We start from the raw sequence: 18,634 nt of genomic DNA on the forward strand, positions 1-18,634 counted from the left end.
CGTAAGTCCTATTTTATTGAAATAGATTTTACTATTTTCAAGAATTATGATTGAAAATAATATGTTGATAAATCTCAACCATTTTGGCTGCTACTTTGTCCCAAGTATATTGTTCTCTAATCATTTGACGAGCGCGATCGCCCATATCTTTAGCTTCCTGGGGATGAGTGAGATGTTCTTCTATAGCTTTGGCGATCGCCAGCACATCTAATTCGGGAACGTAACCCAGTTGGTGTTCTTGAACTATAGAAGCCAAAGCCACACCAGGGGTAACAAGAACGGGAACACCTACGGCTAAAGCCTCTAGAACTGCTAAACCGAAGTTTTCGGCGTGGGATGTCAAGGCAAATAGATCCGAACCTTGGATGAAAAGGTTTTTTGTTTCTCCAGCAACAAATCCCGCAAAATGGGTGCGATCGCGAATGCCATTTGAAACCAGCGCTGACTCAATTTCCGCTTCATACTCTTGCGAACCACTGCCTGCGATCGCAAAAGTGAAACGGTGATGAGTGAGTTTGCCTAATGCCGGGATAAGATAGTCTAGCCCTTTTTTAGGATGCAAACGGGATAAAAATAAAATTAGAGGTTCATCTGCTGGCAGGTTGAGATGTTGCCGAAGTAGAGAACGAGCATGAAGAATCTGGGGTTGATGAAAAAGTCCGTGTGGTAATACAAAACTGGGGGTGCTAAGTCCCAATTGAGCAACTTCTTGCTTTTCTAATTGGGAGGTAAGGTGGATAGCTTGAGAGTGGTTGAGGTTAGCTTGCTCGATTAGCCTCATGTAAATTTGCTTTTTCCACGTGCTTTGCTGCAAAGACCATTTGGATAATAAACCATGTGGGATAACAATATAGGGGATGTTTTGCAAACGAGCGATCGCCATTGCCATCGTTGATGTATAAGAGAAAATGGCATGAATATGTAGAATGTCATACTGGGAGATATTATCCCAGAGCCATGCTGTTAACTGCCAAGAAAAGGCGTATTCTCTGACAACTTTTACAGTGGGTGAAAAGCGAGAGAAAAACCAGATTGGAACTTGCTTGTATTCAATTAGTTTTTTTAAAGGAACATCAAGTAAGTAATCACCGTTATCGTTAGTCGTGGCAATCTCAACATCAACATTGTTAGCTCGTAATGCCTTAACCATATCCAGAACAACAAGACTTGGCCCACCCCGTACCAGAGGAACAGAGGGAATCACATGGAGAACTTTCATAGCGGATATCCGCCGCACAGTTTAGTAAGATACACCATTTAAGTTAAAAAAAATCAAGAACTATAAAATTAAATTGTTTTTACTTTCTTGTCAGATTTTTCATTAATAGCTTGATGATAAAGTTCAATATACTCGGAAATCATTTTCTCTGCTGAAAATCTTTGAGAATTTAAAAATCCTTTTGACTTCATCTGTTTTAAAGTGGGTAGATTACGAATTATTTCTTCTGCGGTTTCTTTCGGCTGATCGGGTTCTATATATATAGCTGCTTCTCCCCCTACCTCATTCATTGGAGAACGGTTGGATGTAAAAACAGGACAACCACAAGATTGAGCTTCTATAATTGGCCAACCAAAGCCTTCATAGAGAGAAGGGAAAAGTAAAGCCGTAGCACAAGAATAGATGGCTCTAAGGTTTTCGTTATCAATTTCTACTAACTCTATTACCTTTTGCCTAATATTATGTATGTTGATAAATTGACGCATTTCATCAGTCATCTGTTCACCCACCATAACTAGGTAAAATTCTGGTTGTTGCAGTTGTAGAATTAGCTGATCAAAGATTGATAAAACTCCCAATCGGTTTTTGTACCAGTGATTTGCCCCTACATGCAGAATAAATTGACAGTTTTGAGGAATTCCCAAAGCTTTTAAACGTGCTTGACATTCTGTAGCTGTCATCGGGGTATAGGGATAGTTTAAACCCATAGTAATCAAAGATACAGAACTCTTAGACAGAGAAGAAAGACGTAAAACATCACTTTTAGTCTGTTCTGAAACACAAGCAACTTTATGCGCTTGGTTGAGTCCTCTCATCACCATTTGCTGGAATTGCTTACCAGTCCATCCAGTCTGATATTCGGGAAATTCCCCCAAACCAGAACGAATTGGCAATAAATCATGACAAGTAATGACGTGGGGTGTATTTCCCAAATATTTTACGTAAACGGCATTACCTTGATCGCATATATGAACTATATCTGCCCAAGATAATGCTTGACGCAATTGTGCTGGGAAAAACACAAATTTATCAATATAACCTAACCATTTTCTGAGTGAATTTGCCGATGAAAGCAACTTCCCAAACCAAGGATTTGGGCGAATAATTCGGACTTGATGCCCAAGCTGGGTTAAGTAATTTTCTAACATAGAAGCAAAGATATCCATACTTCGGATTGCATCTAGTTGATAATTACCTATCAACAAAATTTTCATTAATTGCTATACTTTTGTTTTTTGGTTAGAGTATTTTGATTTAAAATGCCAGAGGAGTCGCTTGGCATTAATTAGTGCTTCAGCAGGCAATAGAGATTTTATGAGATTTTTGTTAAGAGCCTCTAATGTCTTGGGTAACAACTGCTTCTGTAGATCCAAAATATCTTGAAGCTTCATCGTAGCGATTGATGTGTTAGGAAAAGCCGGGTAATCTCTCTTAAAACCAAATCCCAGATAACTCATTACCTCTGGTGTGAGATTTTCAAGGTACTCAGTATTCACTATATTTTTCTCACCATGTCCGACATTTTCACTACCAACCTGATCGACTTGAAAAAGCAACGTGGTTCTGTTGTAAGTTTTATCTTGAAAAGGTTCGGCTCTATGTATTCCGTGGATATCACATAAGATCAGACTTCCCTTTAGCATCGGAAATGTTAGTATATCTTTGCTATACGTATTGTCGATGTAGCTATCGCTAAGGTAGATTTCGTGGCTATATTTGCGAGACCAATGATGAGAGTCTTTTATGTATTGAAAGGCATTCTTTTCAACATCAGATAAATAAAACAAAAATAACAGACCTGGCATATTGTGTTTTTCAGATAATTGTCTACCAACTTGGCGATTATTATCTGTATGCCAAGGCATGTGGGAATTTTGAGATGTTTGATAAACCCGATGATTAGTTAACTTGTAATCATCAGTGAAATATTCTTTGCACACATCCAAAACTTGTTTAGAGGTAATGACATCGTATGTTTTTTTAGAGCCAGCTAGACAATGGGTAAAAAACTTGATGTCTTGAGCAGTAACCACACCAACATCATTATTATTCAGCAGTAGTTGACTGAAATTAATTTCTTGAAGTAGTTCTTCAACATACTGACTGTTTATCGCCTGTTCAAAAGCAAAGTATCCCTTGGTTTTGAGGTCATTAACTATTTCGTTAGTACTGAAATTAGCAAAGTCTGGATGAAACATGGTTGATTAATTTCCTTTGTGATGATGTTCAAAAAATTAAATAGATGTAAAATCTTGTTCTAAGTAATTACCAAGAGTTTTTTGAAACTGTTCAAAACCAAATTGTTTAATTACTTTTTCTCTTAATGCCTCCGGTTGATAGATTAAAGGATTAGAATAAGTGCCCTGTAGGATTTGAATTATAGTTTGGGCGATCGCTTCTATATCGTCAGGATCGACAAGTGCGCCTAATTCACCCTTACACAGGGCATCCAATGCTCCATCTTGATTACCTCCAAGGGTGGGTTTACCGCAGGCGAGAGCTTCTAGGTAAACAATACCAAATCCTTCTGCTTTACTTGGCATTGCAAATATATCGCACAGATGGTAATGAGAGCTAAGTTCTTCATCAGAAATAAAGCCAGTTAAGGTTACGCAATCTTGGAGTTGATATTTAGAAATTAGTTCTTCAATTCGAGGTTTATCGTCTCCTTTACCTACTAAAACGTAATGAATATTAGGAATAGCTTGACGAATTTGGGGTAAGGCAGCCAGAATTTTGTCGTAACCTTTGTATTGCTCTGATTTGGCAAGGCGAGCGACGGTGAGGATAATAGGTTGTTCAGGTTTCAAACCATACTTTTTGAGGAGGCTATCAGGCTTGGGTGCAATCTGAAAATCATCAGCATCGAAGGTATTAGGTAGAACTACAACTTTGTCAGGATCAAGGTTTTGTTCTTTGAGGAGGCGATCGCGAGTATGGTGACTAACGGCTAAAATGCGATCGGCATGGTGAAGAGCTGTCTGTAGATTTGAATTCTGAAGATTCCACACCTCAATTCCGTGTACTACAACCCAGTAAGGGATGCCAAATAGCCGTTTCAACAGGTAAGCCGGAACACTAAAGTTTAGATGGCTGGAAAAGATCAGGTTTGGACGCTGCCAAAAACCAAAACCAATTAGTTGGCTTGCAAAAGCTGGTGTGCGTAGGGATAGCGGCCAGCTGCCAGATGGGTGAAAGCACAAATTGGGCAACTTTGATCCTACATCAGTATCGTGCTTAATGAAAATATCATAGGCAAAATCGGGGTGCAGAGTTTGGAATGCTTTGAAACAGAAAAACGAGTAACGCTGAATTCCTCCCGTAGCGTTGAATAGGTCAGGAAACCAAAGATGGCAGTGGTATCTATGTTTACCCATAGTTTTTTAAAATACTTGATGCTGATAAATAAAGGTTGAATTGTATTCTTGACACAGACATAGTACTAAAAACAACGGAAATCAGGATATTTTTAAGACAATTTTAATAAGTCAAGCTAACAGTTTTTAAAACGAATTTATGAGTTGATGAGTTACATAAGTATCTTATAACAATAATGGTCTACATTAGGGACTTCCAACAAATAAATTATCCAATCTTGTGGGATGGGCAACATGAGTGCCAATGATTACGGGCGCTCATGTTGCCCACCCTATAAGAAGTAGTTGAGTATTTTTTTATTTGGAAGTCCCTTATTCTAATTAAATATTTTTAAAACTTTTAATGACCATTTAAAAAGCTATTTTCCTAAAGATTAAGCCTTCCCTCAAACTGAGTTTGTATAGTCAATGGCCTGTTTTAGTCCCTGAGTTGCTTGAGCATAGCTATACTGAGAAATAATTCTCCGACTCTCTTCTCCCCAGCGCCGTAAACGTTCCCCATCACAAAACGCTTCGCGTAGGCTACTAGCTAAGGCAGACACATTACCCGCAGGAAAAATCAGTCCATTTTGATTGCGATCGATTAGGTCTTGGGCACACCCTACATGGCTACTAACAACCACTGGACGACTTATGCACATTGCTTCATTAATTGCAAGTCCCCAGGTTTCTGAAGAACCATAGCTAGGCAACACAACTAAATCAGCCGCCGCATAGGTGCGGGGCATCAAGGATTGATTTTGAAAGGGAGCAAAGTATATATTTGATTGACCAACTGCTGCGGATTTCAGGTCTTCTTCTAAAGAGCCTGCACCAACAAACAGTAGCGATACTTGAGGGATATTTGCTTCTAAAAAAGCTAAGAGTAAATCCAAAGGACGTTTTTTGGATTCAAATTTACCTGCAAAGAGAATTACTGCATGATGTGATGGAATGCCCAATTCCTGCTTCCAAATAATTGCCTGCTGTTTGGCACTCTCGGTTTGCGTAAAAAAGCGATCGTTATCTACAGCATGGGGAGAAAAAAACAAACTTTTTTCTGAAACTCTATGGTAGCGGAAGTAATCATAGTTAGCTTTACCCACGTAAAGGCAGGCAGCAAAGCGATGATAAATCTGCGTAATAAATTGCCGACGCGCCCATGCTTTCATACCAGTCGGCTGTAATAACCGATGAGAATCACCACGAAATAGTAATGGTATCTGAAGAGAATTCCAGTGCGATAAAAAGCGATAAATGCTGGCATAGTTGTAGCACATCAATAGCACCGCATCAGGATTGTAGGCTTTTACCTGAGATACTAAAGATGGATTTTGTAATCCCCATAAATGATGGACACCGGGATCAGTACTCAGGTTAGGCACAAATTCATATTCATATCCATCTAACAGTGGAATATCCCACTGAAGAACCTGTTTAAAACCCACGTCAATCTGTGGAGTAATACCGAAGTCCCAAAGGTAAAATACCCGAATATCAAGATTAGTGGACTGAGTAATATAGCGAAACCAAGGTGCGTAATATTGAATAGGATGGGTTGAGATAATTGCTAATTTTGTCATGTCATCATATATATTGAATAAATTGAATATATTATTGATTTAATCCTAATAATGCTGAAAGCTTATTACTATTTTTTAGTTTCAGACAAGGTTTTTCAATTAAGTAATAAGAAGCAAGTCCAGCCAAAAAACTAAACCCAACATTATAGGGAAAAATTCCTGAAATAGTAGTATTATCATTAGTTAAAAATAATTGTTGCCAAATGTATAAACTATAGGAGATTTTTCCTATGTAAACAATGACTGGTATACTCAGTAATTTATTTGCATAGGAAAGCGGGTTAGCATGGAGCCAGACAATCAGTATTCCTAAAATTATGGCATCTATGGTTAGACCTATAGAGATTAAATAACCTCTAATTAAGTGATCCAAAATGGGAGTAATGAACAATGGCCAGACAAGTAATATTACTATGGAAAATCCCTTCAATTTATATATACGCTGACTTAAGACAGGAAATAGAGTCAGAATACCCATTAGGCAGCCTACCATAATACTATCTATCGAGGTATGTAGCATCATGTTTAAATATCCTTTAACTGAAGGAAATAAAAAGTAGGTAGCTACACGAATAATCGGCATCGATAAAATTAAAATAAATGATAACTTACGAGAGTTGTTAATTCCTAACAACAATAAAATTAGAGGCCAGAGTAAGTAAAATTGTTCTTCTAATGAAAGAGTCCATAAATGACCAAGAAACCAAGTTCCTTGAAAGGAACCATTATGAAAAGGGCCTAAATAGTTCCATGTAAAAGTTGCTGCTGCTATGAATTGTTCTGCACTTATATTCAAATGAGCAATCAAATTAATAATGAAAACCACCACGATAAAACAGTAAAGACTGGGAAATAACCTGATTGCACGGCGCACATAGAACCTCTTCAGATCAATAATACCACTTTCATTAATTTCCTTTAACAAAATTACGGTAATCAAATAGCCACTTAGGACAAAAAATAGCCTAACTCCTAAGCTGGAATTGGCTATGAATATTGATACTAAATCCCAAATATCATTCTTGAAGTGAATAGTATTTTTTGCATGATCTAGCAAAACCAATAATATAGCTATTGCTCTTAAACCATCAAATGAATTAATTCGCTTTTGAATCATTAAATTGATATATATTGGTATAACTTATGTTTTAATCCATAGTGGATAAATGTTCTGTAAAATTCAATTTTAATAGTTTTTCTAAGTAAATGAAGTATATTTTTTCTAGCAAAATAAGCAGCTTTAAGAATGGATTTCACTAGTAGGGAAAATGCTATAGCGTGGAGAGGGATAATATTTAATACTTTTCATCAATAAACTTCGGATGACCAATAAAATCATTGTGCTTTGAGATAATACACTCAGAAATGAACTCAAAGTCAATTCGTTTTTAATTGACAGCATGATCAAAATTAATGATAGCAGAAATCTGTATGATGTAATCGGAACATTCATTGTAAAACGAGTTATCCATCCATATAAACTACCTAGAAATATTCCTAACCCAGCACAACCTATCCTGCCAAAGTTAGCATAAGCTTCTTGTAACAAACCCCAGGCAATTTCGGTTTTGAATGTTTCTTTATATGTTTGTAGACCATAGTATACGCTTAATATATTGGTGGCTTCACTACCACGAACCTTGTTTGAGTTAAATATCCGAGGTATTAATAATTGAGGGATAAGTGAATAAGTTGTTCCCTGCATATATTCTCTTAAGGTTCCCGTTTCTGAAATTGCTTTCATCAGCATGTGTATAATGCTTGAACGTTCGTCCAAACTTTCTGGCTTTTCTTTACGACTAGATATACTGTCTTTAGGAGTATTTATATGCCGCCAAGAATTATTAGTCCAGGTAATATATACAGTCATATATTGCGAAGGTTGAATTGAGCCTTTATTCCAGTAAATGGATCGAATTTCTCCCTTACCTAAGTTGAGGAACGATATGATTAAAAAAGTTATCAATAATAATCGCCACGGAAATTTGCCACTGCCAAGCATCCAACCTAAACTTGTTAAGACTACGTATACACCTGCGACACTCAGATAAAGACTAACTCCTGATTGAAAAATTAAAGATATTGTTAGCAAAATAAATAGTCTGGACTCTCTACGACTTAAGCGATTAGCTCCTAGTTGATAACCCAATATCATTAATCCAAGACTAGTGAGAGACGGCATTGCCGTTTTCAATATTGCATAAATTGAGCTAGGTATTATTAACCATATATATCCAGTATTTTGTAAGAGATCAAATATAATAGACAAAAAGATTATTTGGAGAAAGAAAGGGGTTATTTGGTTTGGTTTAAATACTTTAATTTTAGATATCCTTTGAGGTTCACGCCTGACGAAAGTAAGCCAAGTTATTGTCCCCACTCCCAGAAAAATGGCAACGACTATGGCTGCATTAAAATGTAATAGTTCAGAATACTTAAGAATATTTGGATTTTTTGAAATCAGGGGAAAAGCATGTGAGCTTAAGTAGGTTAGTGTCATTATTGGAAATAAAGGTAGTCCTTTGGCACGATCAGCACACCATAAATAGGTTGGTAATAGTGCCATTACTGCAATTAATAAAGCACCCATTTTACTGAGAAAGGGTGCATCAGCAGTGATGATTTTCAGTACTATAAACATCAGAGCAATCCAAAACGCTTTCACAAACCAGCGTTTCTGATGTTTGTTAAATCCTATAGGGGACTCAAAGTTAAACCCAGATATCATAACCATAACTTTAGAAAAGTGTTACTAGCATAAAGCTTGTACGTGCAATGACGTAACTGAATATGAAACTGAAAGTGTTCAAAGTAGATGAAATTTAACTGCTCCTTCTAAAAATTAGCAAGGCTCCGATCAAATATGGCACACTGCTGGCGGGTCATTTCTCGATCTGTATAAGGTTGAAAGGCTAACCAGTCAGTTTTTGGTTGAAATCCTTTAGGCATAGACAGCAACCAATTAATTTGAGCAACCATCTCGGAAAGTAAATCTTCTGGCTGGTTTGATGAAGTAAAGGTAACAGCTTGACCAGCTTGGCAACGTTTTAGAATATCAACTACAGAACTCTCGCGGTGAAAAATTGCCAGGATGGGTTTGCGGGCTAGAATACAGGGGTAGAGCTTGGAAGCTGTATAGCTAGGGTCATCGGAGCCAATTAGTAGAATAGCGTCACTATCAATGAGAACTTGTAGCGCCTCAAAGTAGGGAATGCGATGAGGATGTTCTGTTACTAAGTCAGCAACGTCTAGTTCTTGGGCTATTGGCTCTATAGTTTTAACGGCTTGACTGCCAGGAGCATAACTAGTACCAACGAAGTGCAGCTGAACTGATTGCCAAAGTTTAGAGTTATGGCGACGCTCTGACTGAATACTTAGAAATAAAGTCCTCACAGCTAAGGCCATATCATCGCCACCTCTGCCCACATATACCCAATGTCGCTTACCATCATTGGGGTCAAATATGTTTTGCTGAATATTGAGAGAAGAGAGTTTCTTAAAATCAGACTCTGGTGCTCCAAAAGGTAGAACTGTAAACTGTTTTGGTTGTAAGTGTGGATATCGTTGTTGTAAGGTTTTCGGATATGCTGGTGAAACGCTAATTACGTGACTGACTTTACTCATAGCCCTGGGTTCCAGCAATTTTGCTTGGAGTTGAGAAAATCCGTATTTGAAGCGTCCTCCTGGTGGAGTACTGTCTGTATGTTTGTAGTAATCACTTAACCAGGGATCTTGAAAGTCTAGGATATAGGGTATTCCAAAGCGTCTGTACCATCTATGACCTAGAGCCATAGTGATAAATATAGTTGTTGAAAAATAGACTAAATCAAATTTTTGCAGGCGAAGGAGGCGATCGCCTGCTCTAAGTAAATAGGGAAAACATCGTAGCCCCAAACTACCCATACCAATCAGCCGAGTCTGTTGAACGGGTATTGCTCCTGTATATGTGACTGGAATATTTGAGGGAATTGTTTTTGCTAATGTTGGGTCTTGGACTCCTTCAACACAGTCTGAACGAACAGTTAAAATATGAGGTTCCCAACCAAATTCTTCAAAGTAGGGCAGAGACATTCGCACCCGTTGATGATCGGGAGCGTTAATTGGTGGAAAATGAGGACTAACTATTAGAACTTTATGGTTCAAAATTTGATATCCTTCGTTGGTTTATTACTAAGCTGTCGCGCATATAACTTGCACTTGTAGCGGTTTCCATTCAGATGCGGTACAAGATTAATGGCGAAGCGCAAGGGCACGGCACTGCCGTACCTCTACTGGTGTACCTGACTTAACCGAGAACCGCTATAGTACACTCCAGAATGCTTGAGATAAATATAAGGCTCTGGAAAATTAAATACATGACAGCTTAGTTCTTATTTTAAAGAGCTTCTCAAATTAGAAGTATATTTACAACTAATAATCTTACACTTCTGTCCCTTGGCTAAATTAAAACTCATTTTTAAAGCAAAATAGCTTGGTAGAGCTTTTCATACTGCTCTACTATTACATCAGCAGAAAAACATTGCTCAACACGTTGACGACAGTTATGACGGTTAATGTTTGGTAATTTTTCAATAGTAGTAACTGCTTCTTCAAGATTATTAACTAAATAGCCATCAATGCCTTGACGCACAATTTCTGGTAATGCCCCTCTTGAGGAGGAAATAACAGGAGTACCACAAGCCAAAGCTTCGGCAAAAACAATACCAAAAGGTTCTTCCCACTCAATCGGCACAATCATGGCAGCAGCTTGTCCCAGAAGTTCATTTTTCTGAGCATCGTTAACAGTCCCAACATACTCAATCCCATTTTTGCCAAGATTGGGAACAATTTCTTCTTGCCAGTACTCTCCTTCTTCTCCGGTTTCACTGTAGTTTCCAGCGATAATTAAACGCCGTCCTGTTTTATGGGCAACTGCGATCGCTGTATGCGCTCCTTTAATTCGTTCTATTCGGCTCAAAAATACCAACGGCGCATCCTCTGCTACTGTCGGCACAAAATTATATTTCTCTAGCTCAACGCAATTGTGAATGGTATGCCAAGTTCCCCCATTTGCCCTTCCCAGATTACAAATGTAGTCACTACATCCTGTGAAAGTGAGAGTTCCCTGAGCTAGCTTCGCTCCCCAACTGGTGGTGCGCTTGGTAGGGTAGCGCTGGTAAGACATGACTTTTGGCAGTTGAGAACCCAGTAGAGGTAGCAGATAGAGGATGCGAGAAAAACTGTGAACTAAGTCAGGCTGGAATTCCTGAACTACCGACCAAAGACGAATTGTGTTTTGGATTGTATCAAATTTGTTTTGCGATCGCCTGCCTGCCCAAGGGAAAAATTCAGTTGCAGGCGAGGTAGAATCAGGGTGAGCGACTAATCCGACGCTATGACCTTTAGTTTGCAGCCTAGTGATTAAAACATCTACAATACGTTCTATGCCTCCATAGAGTTTAGGTGGCACTGGCAGTTCCGGATCGACACTCAGTAGAATTCGCATTGCTTGATTTTTAGAAAAGCTTTTTTTAACACTAAATATCTTCAGAAGTTGCCATCAGCATAAACTATGTATTGTTAAATGGGCATGAATTATACAGTTTTGAAAAACTATCAGTATCATAAGACCCATCTTAAATAATTCATAGCTTTTGCATTTTTTGATCCTCTTTTAAAATGAACCAATTTACTGACTATAAGTTAAAATTCTAATCATTTAAATACATTTGTTATGGTTTTGCTTCAAAATACAGAGAATATGGACGATGTTGTTCTCTATCAATACATCCTTCTGGAAAATCACCTGTTCGCCAACCACAAGATTTTACTTGAGTAAAACCAGCCGATTGTAAAACTATTTCTAAAGTTTCTGCATCATATCCACCATAATGTTCCCACTCCTGCAAAAAAATGTGATTCAATGCCTCCATTTTAGAGGCAAATAGTAGTTGAGGTTTTTCTCCACCACAACCAATTTGATTGAGTAGATCCCAGCCTTTCTCTAGATAAGCTTTAATATAAAGCTCCGCATCAGGAACTATGACTCGTAATATACCTTCTGATTGCAAACAGCGACGGCATTCCTCCAAAAAACTTGGACGTTCATCTAGAGGATCAAGGTGTTCTAAAAAATGTTCAACATGAATACCACGACAAGAATTATCAGCGAGAGGTATTAAGCGCCTAGCATCAGCTACCAAGGTAACATTCAGGTGAGGATATATATCGATATTGACCCAATCAGTCTCACCGAAAGGGCCACAGCCAATATTAACTAGAAGATCCCGTTTTTGATGCAGTTGGGAGACTTTAGCTATAATTTTTGGATTTAGCTTATGCAAAGCACGGATACGCAAAGCACTAAGTTCCAAACGAATGTGATTGAACACATGGCGGCTAAAAGGTAGCTTAGGGATAATCCAAGTACCAAAACGCTGTTTTAGGGTAGGCATATACAATAAAACTCTGATAACACTAATCGCTTTATTTTCAGTAATCGTGACTTAGCTACTGGCTCTTAATTTTGTTAGATTTCAAAGTTATTGAAAATAAAAAAATAATTTTATTTGATTCCAAGTAAAGCAATATGGGATGAAGACCGATAGGGATTTATATCTCCTTTTGTTGTATTCATTATATGAACACTATTACATCTTTTTTTGATCATATTATAGTTATTGAAAACTGAATAAGAATAGGATAGTCCATCTCCTTCTGATATCTGATAACCTTTGCCACCAGTTTTTAATAAAACAAAATATTTCCATATCCCCAGGGAATTCATCATTTGTTTCATGAATCTACTCATCGAACTACCCTGTCCAAAATTATTGGAATCTGATATAAAAATAGCTTTTCTAGATACTCTTAGCATTTCCGAAACTGCTTTGTTTGGATCTGGAATGTGATGAAGAGCAGCAAATGCACACGCTAAATCAAATTCGCCATCATTATACTTTAAGCACTGAGCATCGCCATCAATCAGATTATCTTTATGTAGACCATTCTGATAACCTTGTTTACGTAGAGCCTCTGATGGCTCAATACCGATAATTTTGATTTCATTATTGCTATTTTTTTTGGTAAATTCTATTGCTCTACCAGTGCCAGAACCAATATCAAGTATCGATTTTATATCAAGATATTTTATAGATGAAAGCATCAGATGCAATGCAAAAGTATGTTCTGCATCAGTAAAAGTGTGCATCTCATCATATTTAGAGGCTGTTTTTTCGTAATATTCTCTTTGAATAATTTCTTGTTCCTGCATTCTTAAAAAGTCTCCCCAGAATTATGTTATTTAGCTAATTTATTCAGGAATAACTAGTACAACAAGGCAAAAGTAACCCTTCGGCTGCGCTCAGGGTAAAAAGGTGAGCCATTGCGATGGACGGGTTCCCCGACATAAAGCAAATGGCGAACCCGAAGGGTAAAAGTAAAAAGAAAGAACGCTGATTTTCTAAGATTTCTAGCGGTTTTAAATGGGTGGCTTATTTACGCCGTGTTGTACTAGTTGGATATTTTAATTGCAATCCTCTCTCTACTGAAGTCAAAAATTTTAACTGTTCTCTATCCCAGTTATAAATCTCTTGACCTAATTTCCAGGTTTGATTACGGGCAATTTCCAGCTTAAGTGGTTGAGAAAATAACTTGTCTAGAGCCGTTGCTACTGCTGCTGAGTCATTAATATTTACTAACATAGCAGCCTCTCCTAATTGTTTGGCAAATTCTTGTTGAGCAGGAGTCAGGCTCATTAATACAGGTAATCCTGCTAAGAGATAAACAAAAATTTTATTGGTTAAGCAAACTGCTCGATTTATGGGCTGAATTAGCTCTAGAGATAACCCAACATCATGAACAGCCGCTAACCGAACCATTTGATCGGGAGGTGCATAGGGGAGAAAGTGGAGGCGATCGCCTACTCCCACATCTTGGGCTAATTGCATTAGCTGTTCTGAGTAACCAGAAAAAGGAATACCCCGCAGATGCAAACGTACAGGGGTTTGCATCTGCCCCATCGCATGTAGAATTGATTCTAATCCTCTACCAGGGCCTATAGTTTGGGAAAACCAATATAGGGAAGGTTCTAAACCAACGCGATCGCCCTGTTGTCGCCCTGTCGTTGTTGGTGCTTCTGCTAGGGGAAATACATTCAAAATCGGTTCCATGCTTACCCCGTAACGTTTGGCGTAGGCGGTGGCAATGCCTGGTGAGGCGGCAGTTAAATGTTGACAACGAGGTAATAAAGTGCGTTCAATGCGATCGCGTACCCTAATCTCTGCCTGATTCTCTGGAGTTTCAAGCAATTCACCAGTATGAAAGTCTTCCGCATCGAACCCTAGTTTAGCGTTGTGTTGTGCAGAAGCGATCGCAGCAGCTGGCAATGCAGCCAAACAATGGGCAATGTAGAGATCAGCAGGTTCCTCTGCTGCAACTTTGGCGAGCTTAGTACTCATAGGATTATGTGCCCAAGTAGCTACAGACAGGTGAGGAATCCAACCAGTACTCACTACTTTCTGAGCCAACTTTTGCCACAGTCTACGTCCTAAGTAACTCGGTCTTGAGCCTAAACCCACCTGTGTCCATGACCAAGGCACTTCAGATAAAATCGTTTTATCTAATGAACGAATCGCTGCCATATAATCTCCAGCTACAACTCGCACCTGAAAACCAGCAGCATATAAAGCATTTGCCTCTTTCACCAGTCGGGGATTAGAGGCTACATGGCCAGGACTAACTAAGCAGATACGTTTCTTTTTGGTCATAGACTGTAACCTGCTGTTGTTAGCCCATCCCGTAAGTTTTCAATTAGGGCTAAACGATAGTCAGACCATTGCCAACTTGCAGCAGTGTCCAGCGCCGCTTGTCGCATAGCTTGGAGTTCCGAGCGATGGGTTATACACCAGTCCAAAGCTTCTGCTAAGGCGTTAACATCCCCAGCTGGAATGATCAATCCGTTGACCCCATGTCTCACTAAATCAGATGCTCCAGCACGATTGGTAGTGATCACAGGTAATCCTTGAGCAAAGGCCTCAGTAACAACCAAACCGAAGCCATCGCAAAGAGTGGGAAACACAAGTACATCAGCCCGACGATAGTATTCATATAGCTCGGAACGGGGAACAGTTCGGGAAAATTTTAGAGAGCTTGGTAAGTTTTGCAACAATTTACTAGGTAATTCCATAGCTCCCAAGATATCCATACTGGCTCCAGAAGGGGGTTGTAGCTGTTTCCAAGCCGAGAGTAAATAATGAGCGCCTTTCCGAATCCCAAATGTGCCTGCCCAAAGGAATTTGATCGGTTCTTGCTGTGAATTACTAACAGCCAGAGCTTCATTACAAACTGGGGGTGCTGCTAGAGGAACTACTCGCACTTTTTTGACATCCAAGCCAGCAGCAGCATAAGAAGCTTTTGTAAATTCAGAATTAGCAATTACTATATCGGCTAATTTCCATTCCTCTCGACGACGCTGGGTACGAGGCTCTTGACGAGCTTGGCAGTATTTCCGATAAGGAGTTTGGAGTTCTGGATAAATCTTGAGTTCTTCTTGAAGAAGATTCTCAACAAAGTCATGTTCTGGTGAGGGAACATCATAAATACACGCTATACCCTGTTGTTTAGCAGCTTGAAAGGTTGCGAGACAGTCATACTCATACCCATAAACTGCTTGAGAGCCTGCAAGAGCCTGACGTGCAACCCAACGATCAAATTCATTATTACCCCAGTGAAATATCAAATCTCCGATGATTTCATCTTTACTAATAAATCGAGTTAATATATGAATTATTTCGTGCCAAGGGTAATCCTTTACTAGTGACTGGGGCAATTCAGTAACAGAGCGACGTGAGAGTTGTTTTGCTAAGTCGAGCTTAAATAGTTTTGTCAGTGGAGAAATATTATTTAACCATTTTGCGTCTGGTCGAGCTACAAATGTAGTTGCAAACTGGCTCAACATTCCTGCCTCAAATAGCGCTCTGCCAACTTGCTGTGCAAAAGGAGCAGGAGTTGGATGTGCTAGGGTAATTTGCATTTTGACTCCTTGTTTAGAGATGAACTGGAGCTTTCCTAAGTAACTTCAGCAGTATGGTAGCTCCTTGCTTGCTACATAAAATTGACATAATGCCTACAATTTTGGGCCATGTGAAGCCAAATCCAGGGTCTACTTGATAAAGATGACGGAGATTTTCCTGAAATATCTTTTCTTCTGTCATAAACAAAGTTCGAGCAGTGTAGTCATATACTTTTGCCAGAGCCGCACAACGATTTGGAGTTAGTCCACCATGATTTTTCCAAAATTCCTCGACTTGGCAAGCATTATGAAAACAGTCTTTCACAAAACCTAGAGGACTACGACTAGATAAACTGTTGTTCTTATGGACACGATAATTAGCTCCTACACCTGACACATAAACAAACTTACCACCTACTAAAGCTGCATCCAATAGAAACCGCGCATCTTGAATAATTGGTAATGATTCATTCCAGCCCCCAATTGCATCTACGATCTCCCGGCGATAGAGGAGAGCCGCTGGTGGGGCCCAGAAATCGGTGAATAAGGCGATTTGAGGATCGAAGTGGATATCTTCAATTTTTCTGGCGATAACTTCACCTGGCAGAAATTCACCCGTTTCATTCTCTTCTAATTTTTGCCAATCTGAGTAAGCAACATCAGCACCACTGGATTCTAAAGCATTCACTCTTGTTTCTAAAGCGTCAGGTTCCAACAAATCATCAGCATCAAGGTATTGAATGAATTTACCCTGTGCTAATTCTGTCCCTCGGTTACGAGCTGCACTTGCTCCTCGGTTGAGACCAAATTCCGCGCTGATTTTATTTCCAAAGGATTTGATTACCTCTGCTGTGCCATCGGTTGAGCCATCATCTATCAAAATAATTTCATAATCAGCAAAAGTTTGAGAGAAAACACTTTCAATGGTTTGATATAGAAATAGCTCGGCGTTATAGCAGGGTATAATAATTGAAACAAGTGGCACTATCTATCCTCACCAACTAAGATGAAAATTAATTATCATGTAATTTATCTATTAAAACTAGATTAAAGTATTACGTGTATATTGAAAAACAATGCATCTTTAGATATTCCACAAATTCCCTCATATATTTACGATGTTAAGGTTGGTCATAACTTATTCATTTGTTGATAAAGATTTGCCATTTCTAATGCCACTTCCTTCATCATCCGCACTGGTGCGATCGCCTGACGTAGTTTGTCTAATACATTCCGGTTACGAGTCAAGTAGGCTATGGCCTCGCTCCAAGCGACAATATCCATCGCTGGGACTAACCACCCATTTACACCATGTTTAACTAACTCTGCAATTCCGCCGATATCTGAACCTAAAACTGGCGTACCTACCGCCTGAGCTTCTAAAACCGTTAGTGGCCCAGTTTCCATCCACTGTGATGGCACAGCTAAAACATCAAAGCTAGCGAGGGTATGGGGTACATCTGCCCGTGATAGCGGTTCTGCTAGGCAAATGCGAGGATCGTTACCTGCTTTAGCCAAAACCTGCTGCTGATAGGCTCTCCCCTCGTCTCCCTGTGCTAACCCGTGAATCACCAGTTCAACTGGTACATTTAATGGTAGACGGCACACCGCCTCTACTAGTATGTGAATGCCCTTGATTTTGTCCCAACGTCCCAAAAAACCTATTCTCAGAGGATTGCTCGTCTGTATACTGGATTTTAAATTAGGTTTTGTTTTGGAATAAGTTGGATCAACCCCCTGCCTACACAAGACAAGTTTTTCTTCAGGAATACCGTTCAGTAATAATGCATCGTAGAGCCACTGACAGACAGCCACAACGCGATCGCTTAAAGCCAACATCTCTTGTAAGCGATTTTGATGCATACTTACTAAAGCTGGTGTAGCTAAAGCAGTAGCTAGACGCACATTGGAGAATTTTGTCTGGGCGATCGCACTTAAGGGTAAGGGAATTTTAGACAATAGAGGTGCTAGGCTTGCTGGTATGCCTCTCGCCATAGCCCAGCAGCTACCACACCGTACTTGCTCAATCCGTCCGTCACATACTTGTTGCCCATTCAATAGCATTGTGCCACGTAAACAGATATATCCAGGGACATGGACAGTTAATACTGTTGGCATCCCTAGCTGTTTTGCCTGCCGCATGTGGTGTATGCTACAACCAGTCACCCAAGAGTGTTGATGATAGATGTCAGCTTTTTGTTGCTGGAGCCACTGAGCAAAATATTCAAACCCATCATGCGGTGTGACATCACGGATTTGCTTAAGGGTGAGATCAGGAAAAACAGGATAACGATATATGCTAATACCATTATGCTCATAGGTTGTTTCCTGAGTTCCCTTTTGAGGAGCAGCAACAATACTTTTTACACCTTGGGAGTTTAATTCATTTACTAATCCATCTACATAAACCTCTGTACCCCCAGAAGATTCAGGAAAATAGTATCCGAGAGTTTGGATAACTTTCATTGGGTAATCATATTGAGAA

General features: G+C 39.2%; 15 protein-coding genes. All 15 read right to left on the minus strand.

Annotated elements, in window-relative coordinates:
* Positions 1–37: 37 nt before the first annotated feature.
* Positions 38–1,219: a glycosyltransferase gene (locus V7K98_RS04815; protein ID WP_335019688.1), complete on the minus strand. Its 1,182-nt coding sequence runs from the start codon at positions 1,217–1,219 to the stop codon at positions 38–40.
* 68 nt (positions 1,220–1,287) lie between these two features.
* Positions 1,288–2,433: a glycosyltransferase family 4 protein gene (locus V7K98_RS04820; protein ID WP_335019689.1), complete on the minus strand. Its 1,146-nt coding sequence runs from the start codon at positions 2,431–2,433 to the stop codon at positions 1,288–1,290.
* A 6-nt stretch (positions 2,434–2,439) separates the two neighbouring features.
* The gene (locus tag V7K98_RS04825; protein WP_335019690.1) at positions 2,440–3,417 is read right to left on the minus strand and encodes a phytanoyl-CoA dioxygenase family protein; all 978 of its coding nucleotides are present in this window, start codon (positions 3,415–3,417) and stop codon (positions 2,440–2,442) included.
* A gap of 36 nt (positions 3,418–3,453) precedes the next feature.
* Positions 3,454–4,596 (minus strand): glycosyltransferase, encoded by a 1,143-nt coding sequence (locus V7K98_RS04830; RefSeq protein WP_335019691.1) that lies wholly within the window; start codon positions 4,594–4,596, stop codon positions 3,454–3,456.
* Between the two features lie 386 nt (positions 4,597–4,982).
* Positions 4,983–6,158, minus strand: coding sequence for a glycosyltransferase family 4 protein (locus V7K98_RS04835; RefSeq protein ID WP_335019692.1), 1,176 nt, complete (start codon positions 6,156–6,158; stop codon positions 4,983–4,985).
* Between the two features lie 31 nt (positions 6,159–6,189).
* Positions 6,190–7,275: an acyltransferase family protein gene (locus tag V7K98_RS04840; RefSeq protein ID WP_335019693.1), complete on the minus strand. Its 1,086-nt coding sequence runs from the start codon at positions 7,273–7,275 to the stop codon at positions 6,190–6,192.
* A 123-nt stretch (positions 7,276–7,398) separates the two neighbouring features.
* Positions 7,399–8,892 (minus strand): hypothetical protein, encoded by a 1,494-nt coding sequence (locus tag V7K98_RS04845; protein ID WP_335019694.1) that lies wholly within the window; start codon positions 8,890–8,892, stop codon positions 7,399–7,401.
* A 101-nt stretch (positions 8,893–8,993) separates the two neighbouring features.
* Positions 8,994–10,301, minus strand: coding sequence for a glycosyltransferase (locus tag V7K98_RS04850; RefSeq protein WP_335019695.1), 1,308 nt, complete (start codon positions 10,299–10,301; stop codon positions 8,994–8,996).
* Positions 10,302–10,614: 313 nt separating this feature from the next.
* Positions 10,615–11,643 (minus strand): glycosyltransferase, encoded by a 1,029-nt coding sequence (locus V7K98_RS04855; RefSeq protein ID WP_335019696.1) that lies wholly within the window; start codon positions 11,641–11,643, stop codon positions 10,615–10,617.
* A 226-nt stretch (positions 11,644–11,869) separates the two neighbouring features.
* Complete coding sequence (locus V7K98_RS04860) at positions 11,870–12,592, minus strand: class I SAM-dependent methyltransferase (protein ID WP_335019697.1); 723 nt, start codon at positions 12,590–12,592, stop codon at positions 11,870–11,872.
* A 110-nt stretch (positions 12,593–12,702) separates the two neighbouring features.
* Positions 12,703–13,410, minus strand: a complete 708-nt coding sequence (locus tag V7K98_RS04865) for a class I SAM-dependent methyltransferase (protein ID WP_335019698.1) — start codon at positions 13,408–13,410, stop codon at positions 12,703–12,705.
* Between the two features lie 220 nt (positions 13,411–13,630).
* Entirely contained in the window at positions 13,631–14,905 is a 1,275-nt protein-coding gene (locus V7K98_RS04870; RefSeq protein ID WP_335019699.1) for a glycosyltransferase, read from the minus strand.
* Positions 14,902–16,170 (minus strand): glycosyltransferase family 4 protein, encoded by a 1,269-nt coding sequence (locus tag V7K98_RS04875; protein WP_335019700.1) that lies wholly within the window; start codon positions 16,168–16,170, stop codon positions 14,902–14,904. The genes V7K98_RS04870 and V7K98_RS04875 overlap by 4 nt, the downstream gene beginning before the upstream one ends.
* 13 nt (positions 16,171–16,183) lie before the next feature.
* Positions 16,184–17,134: a glycosyltransferase family 2 protein gene (locus V7K98_RS04880; protein WP_335019701.1), complete on the minus strand. Its 951-nt coding sequence runs from the start codon at positions 17,132–17,134 to the stop codon at positions 16,184–16,186.
* A gap of 146 nt (positions 17,135–17,280) precedes the next feature.
* Entirely contained in the window at positions 17,281–18,615 is a 1,335-nt protein-coding gene (locus tag V7K98_RS04885; protein WP_335019702.1) for a glycosyltransferase, read from the minus strand.
* Between the last annotated feature and the right edge of the window lie 19 nt (positions 18,616–18,634).

It is taken from the genome of Nostoc sp. (genome assembly GCF_036917435.1).
Taxonomy (GTDB): Bacteria; Cyanobacteriota; Cyanobacteriia; order Cyanobacteriales; family Nostocaceae; genus Nostoc.

Bases quoted from the DNA above. Each gene is read 5' to 3' on its own strand.
- V7K98_RS04825 (WP_335019690.1), bottom strand. From the start codon at position 3,417: ATGTTTCATCCAGACTTTGCTAATTTCAGTACTAACGAAATAGTTAAT.
- V7K98_RS04855 (WP_335019696.1), bottom strand. From the start codon at position 11,643: ATGCGAATTCTACTGAGTGTCGATCCGGAACTGCCAGTGCCACCTAAA.
- V7K98_RS04835 (WP_335019692.1), bottom strand. From the start codon at position 6,158: ATGACAAAATTAGCAATTATCTCAACCCATCCTATTCAATATTACGCA.
- V7K98_RS04840 (WP_335019693.1), bottom strand. From the start codon at position 7,275: ATGATTCAAAAGCGAATTAATTCATTTGATGGTTTAAGAGCAATAGCT.
- V7K98_RS04830 (WP_335019691.1), bottom strand. From the start codon at position 4,596: ATGGGTAAACATAGATACCACTGCCATCTTTGGTTTCCTGACCTATTC.
- V7K98_RS04815 (WP_335019688.1), bottom strand. From the start codon at position 1,219: ATGAAAGTTCTCCATGTGATTCCCTCTGTTCCTCTGGTACGGGGTGGG.
- V7K98_RS04820 (WP_335019689.1), bottom strand. From the start codon at position 2,433: ATGAAAATTTTGTTGATAGGTAATTATCAACTAGATGCAATCCGAAGT.
- V7K98_RS04875 (WP_335019700.1), bottom strand. From the start codon at position 16,170: ATGCAAATTACCCTAGCACATCCAACTCCTGCTCCTTTTGCACAGCAA.
- V7K98_RS04885 (WP_335019702.1), bottom strand. From the start codon at position 18,615: ATGAAAGTTATCCAAACTCTCGGATACTATTTTCCTGAATCTTCTGGG.
- V7K98_RS04845 (WP_335019694.1), bottom strand. From the start codon at position 8,892: ATGGTTATGATATCTGGGTTTAACTTTGAGTCCCCTATAGGATTTAAC.
- V7K98_RS04870 (WP_335019699.1), bottom strand. From the start codon at position 14,905: ATGACCAAAAAGAAACGTATCTGCTTAGTTAGTCCTGGCCATGTAGCC.
- V7K98_RS04865 (WP_335019698.1), bottom strand. From the start codon at position 13,410: ATGCAGGAACAAGAAATTATTCAAAGAGAATATTACGAAAAAACAGCC.
- V7K98_RS04860 (WP_335019697.1), bottom strand. From the start codon at position 12,592: ATGCCTACCCTAAAACAGCGTTTTGGTACTTGGATTATCCCTAAGCTA.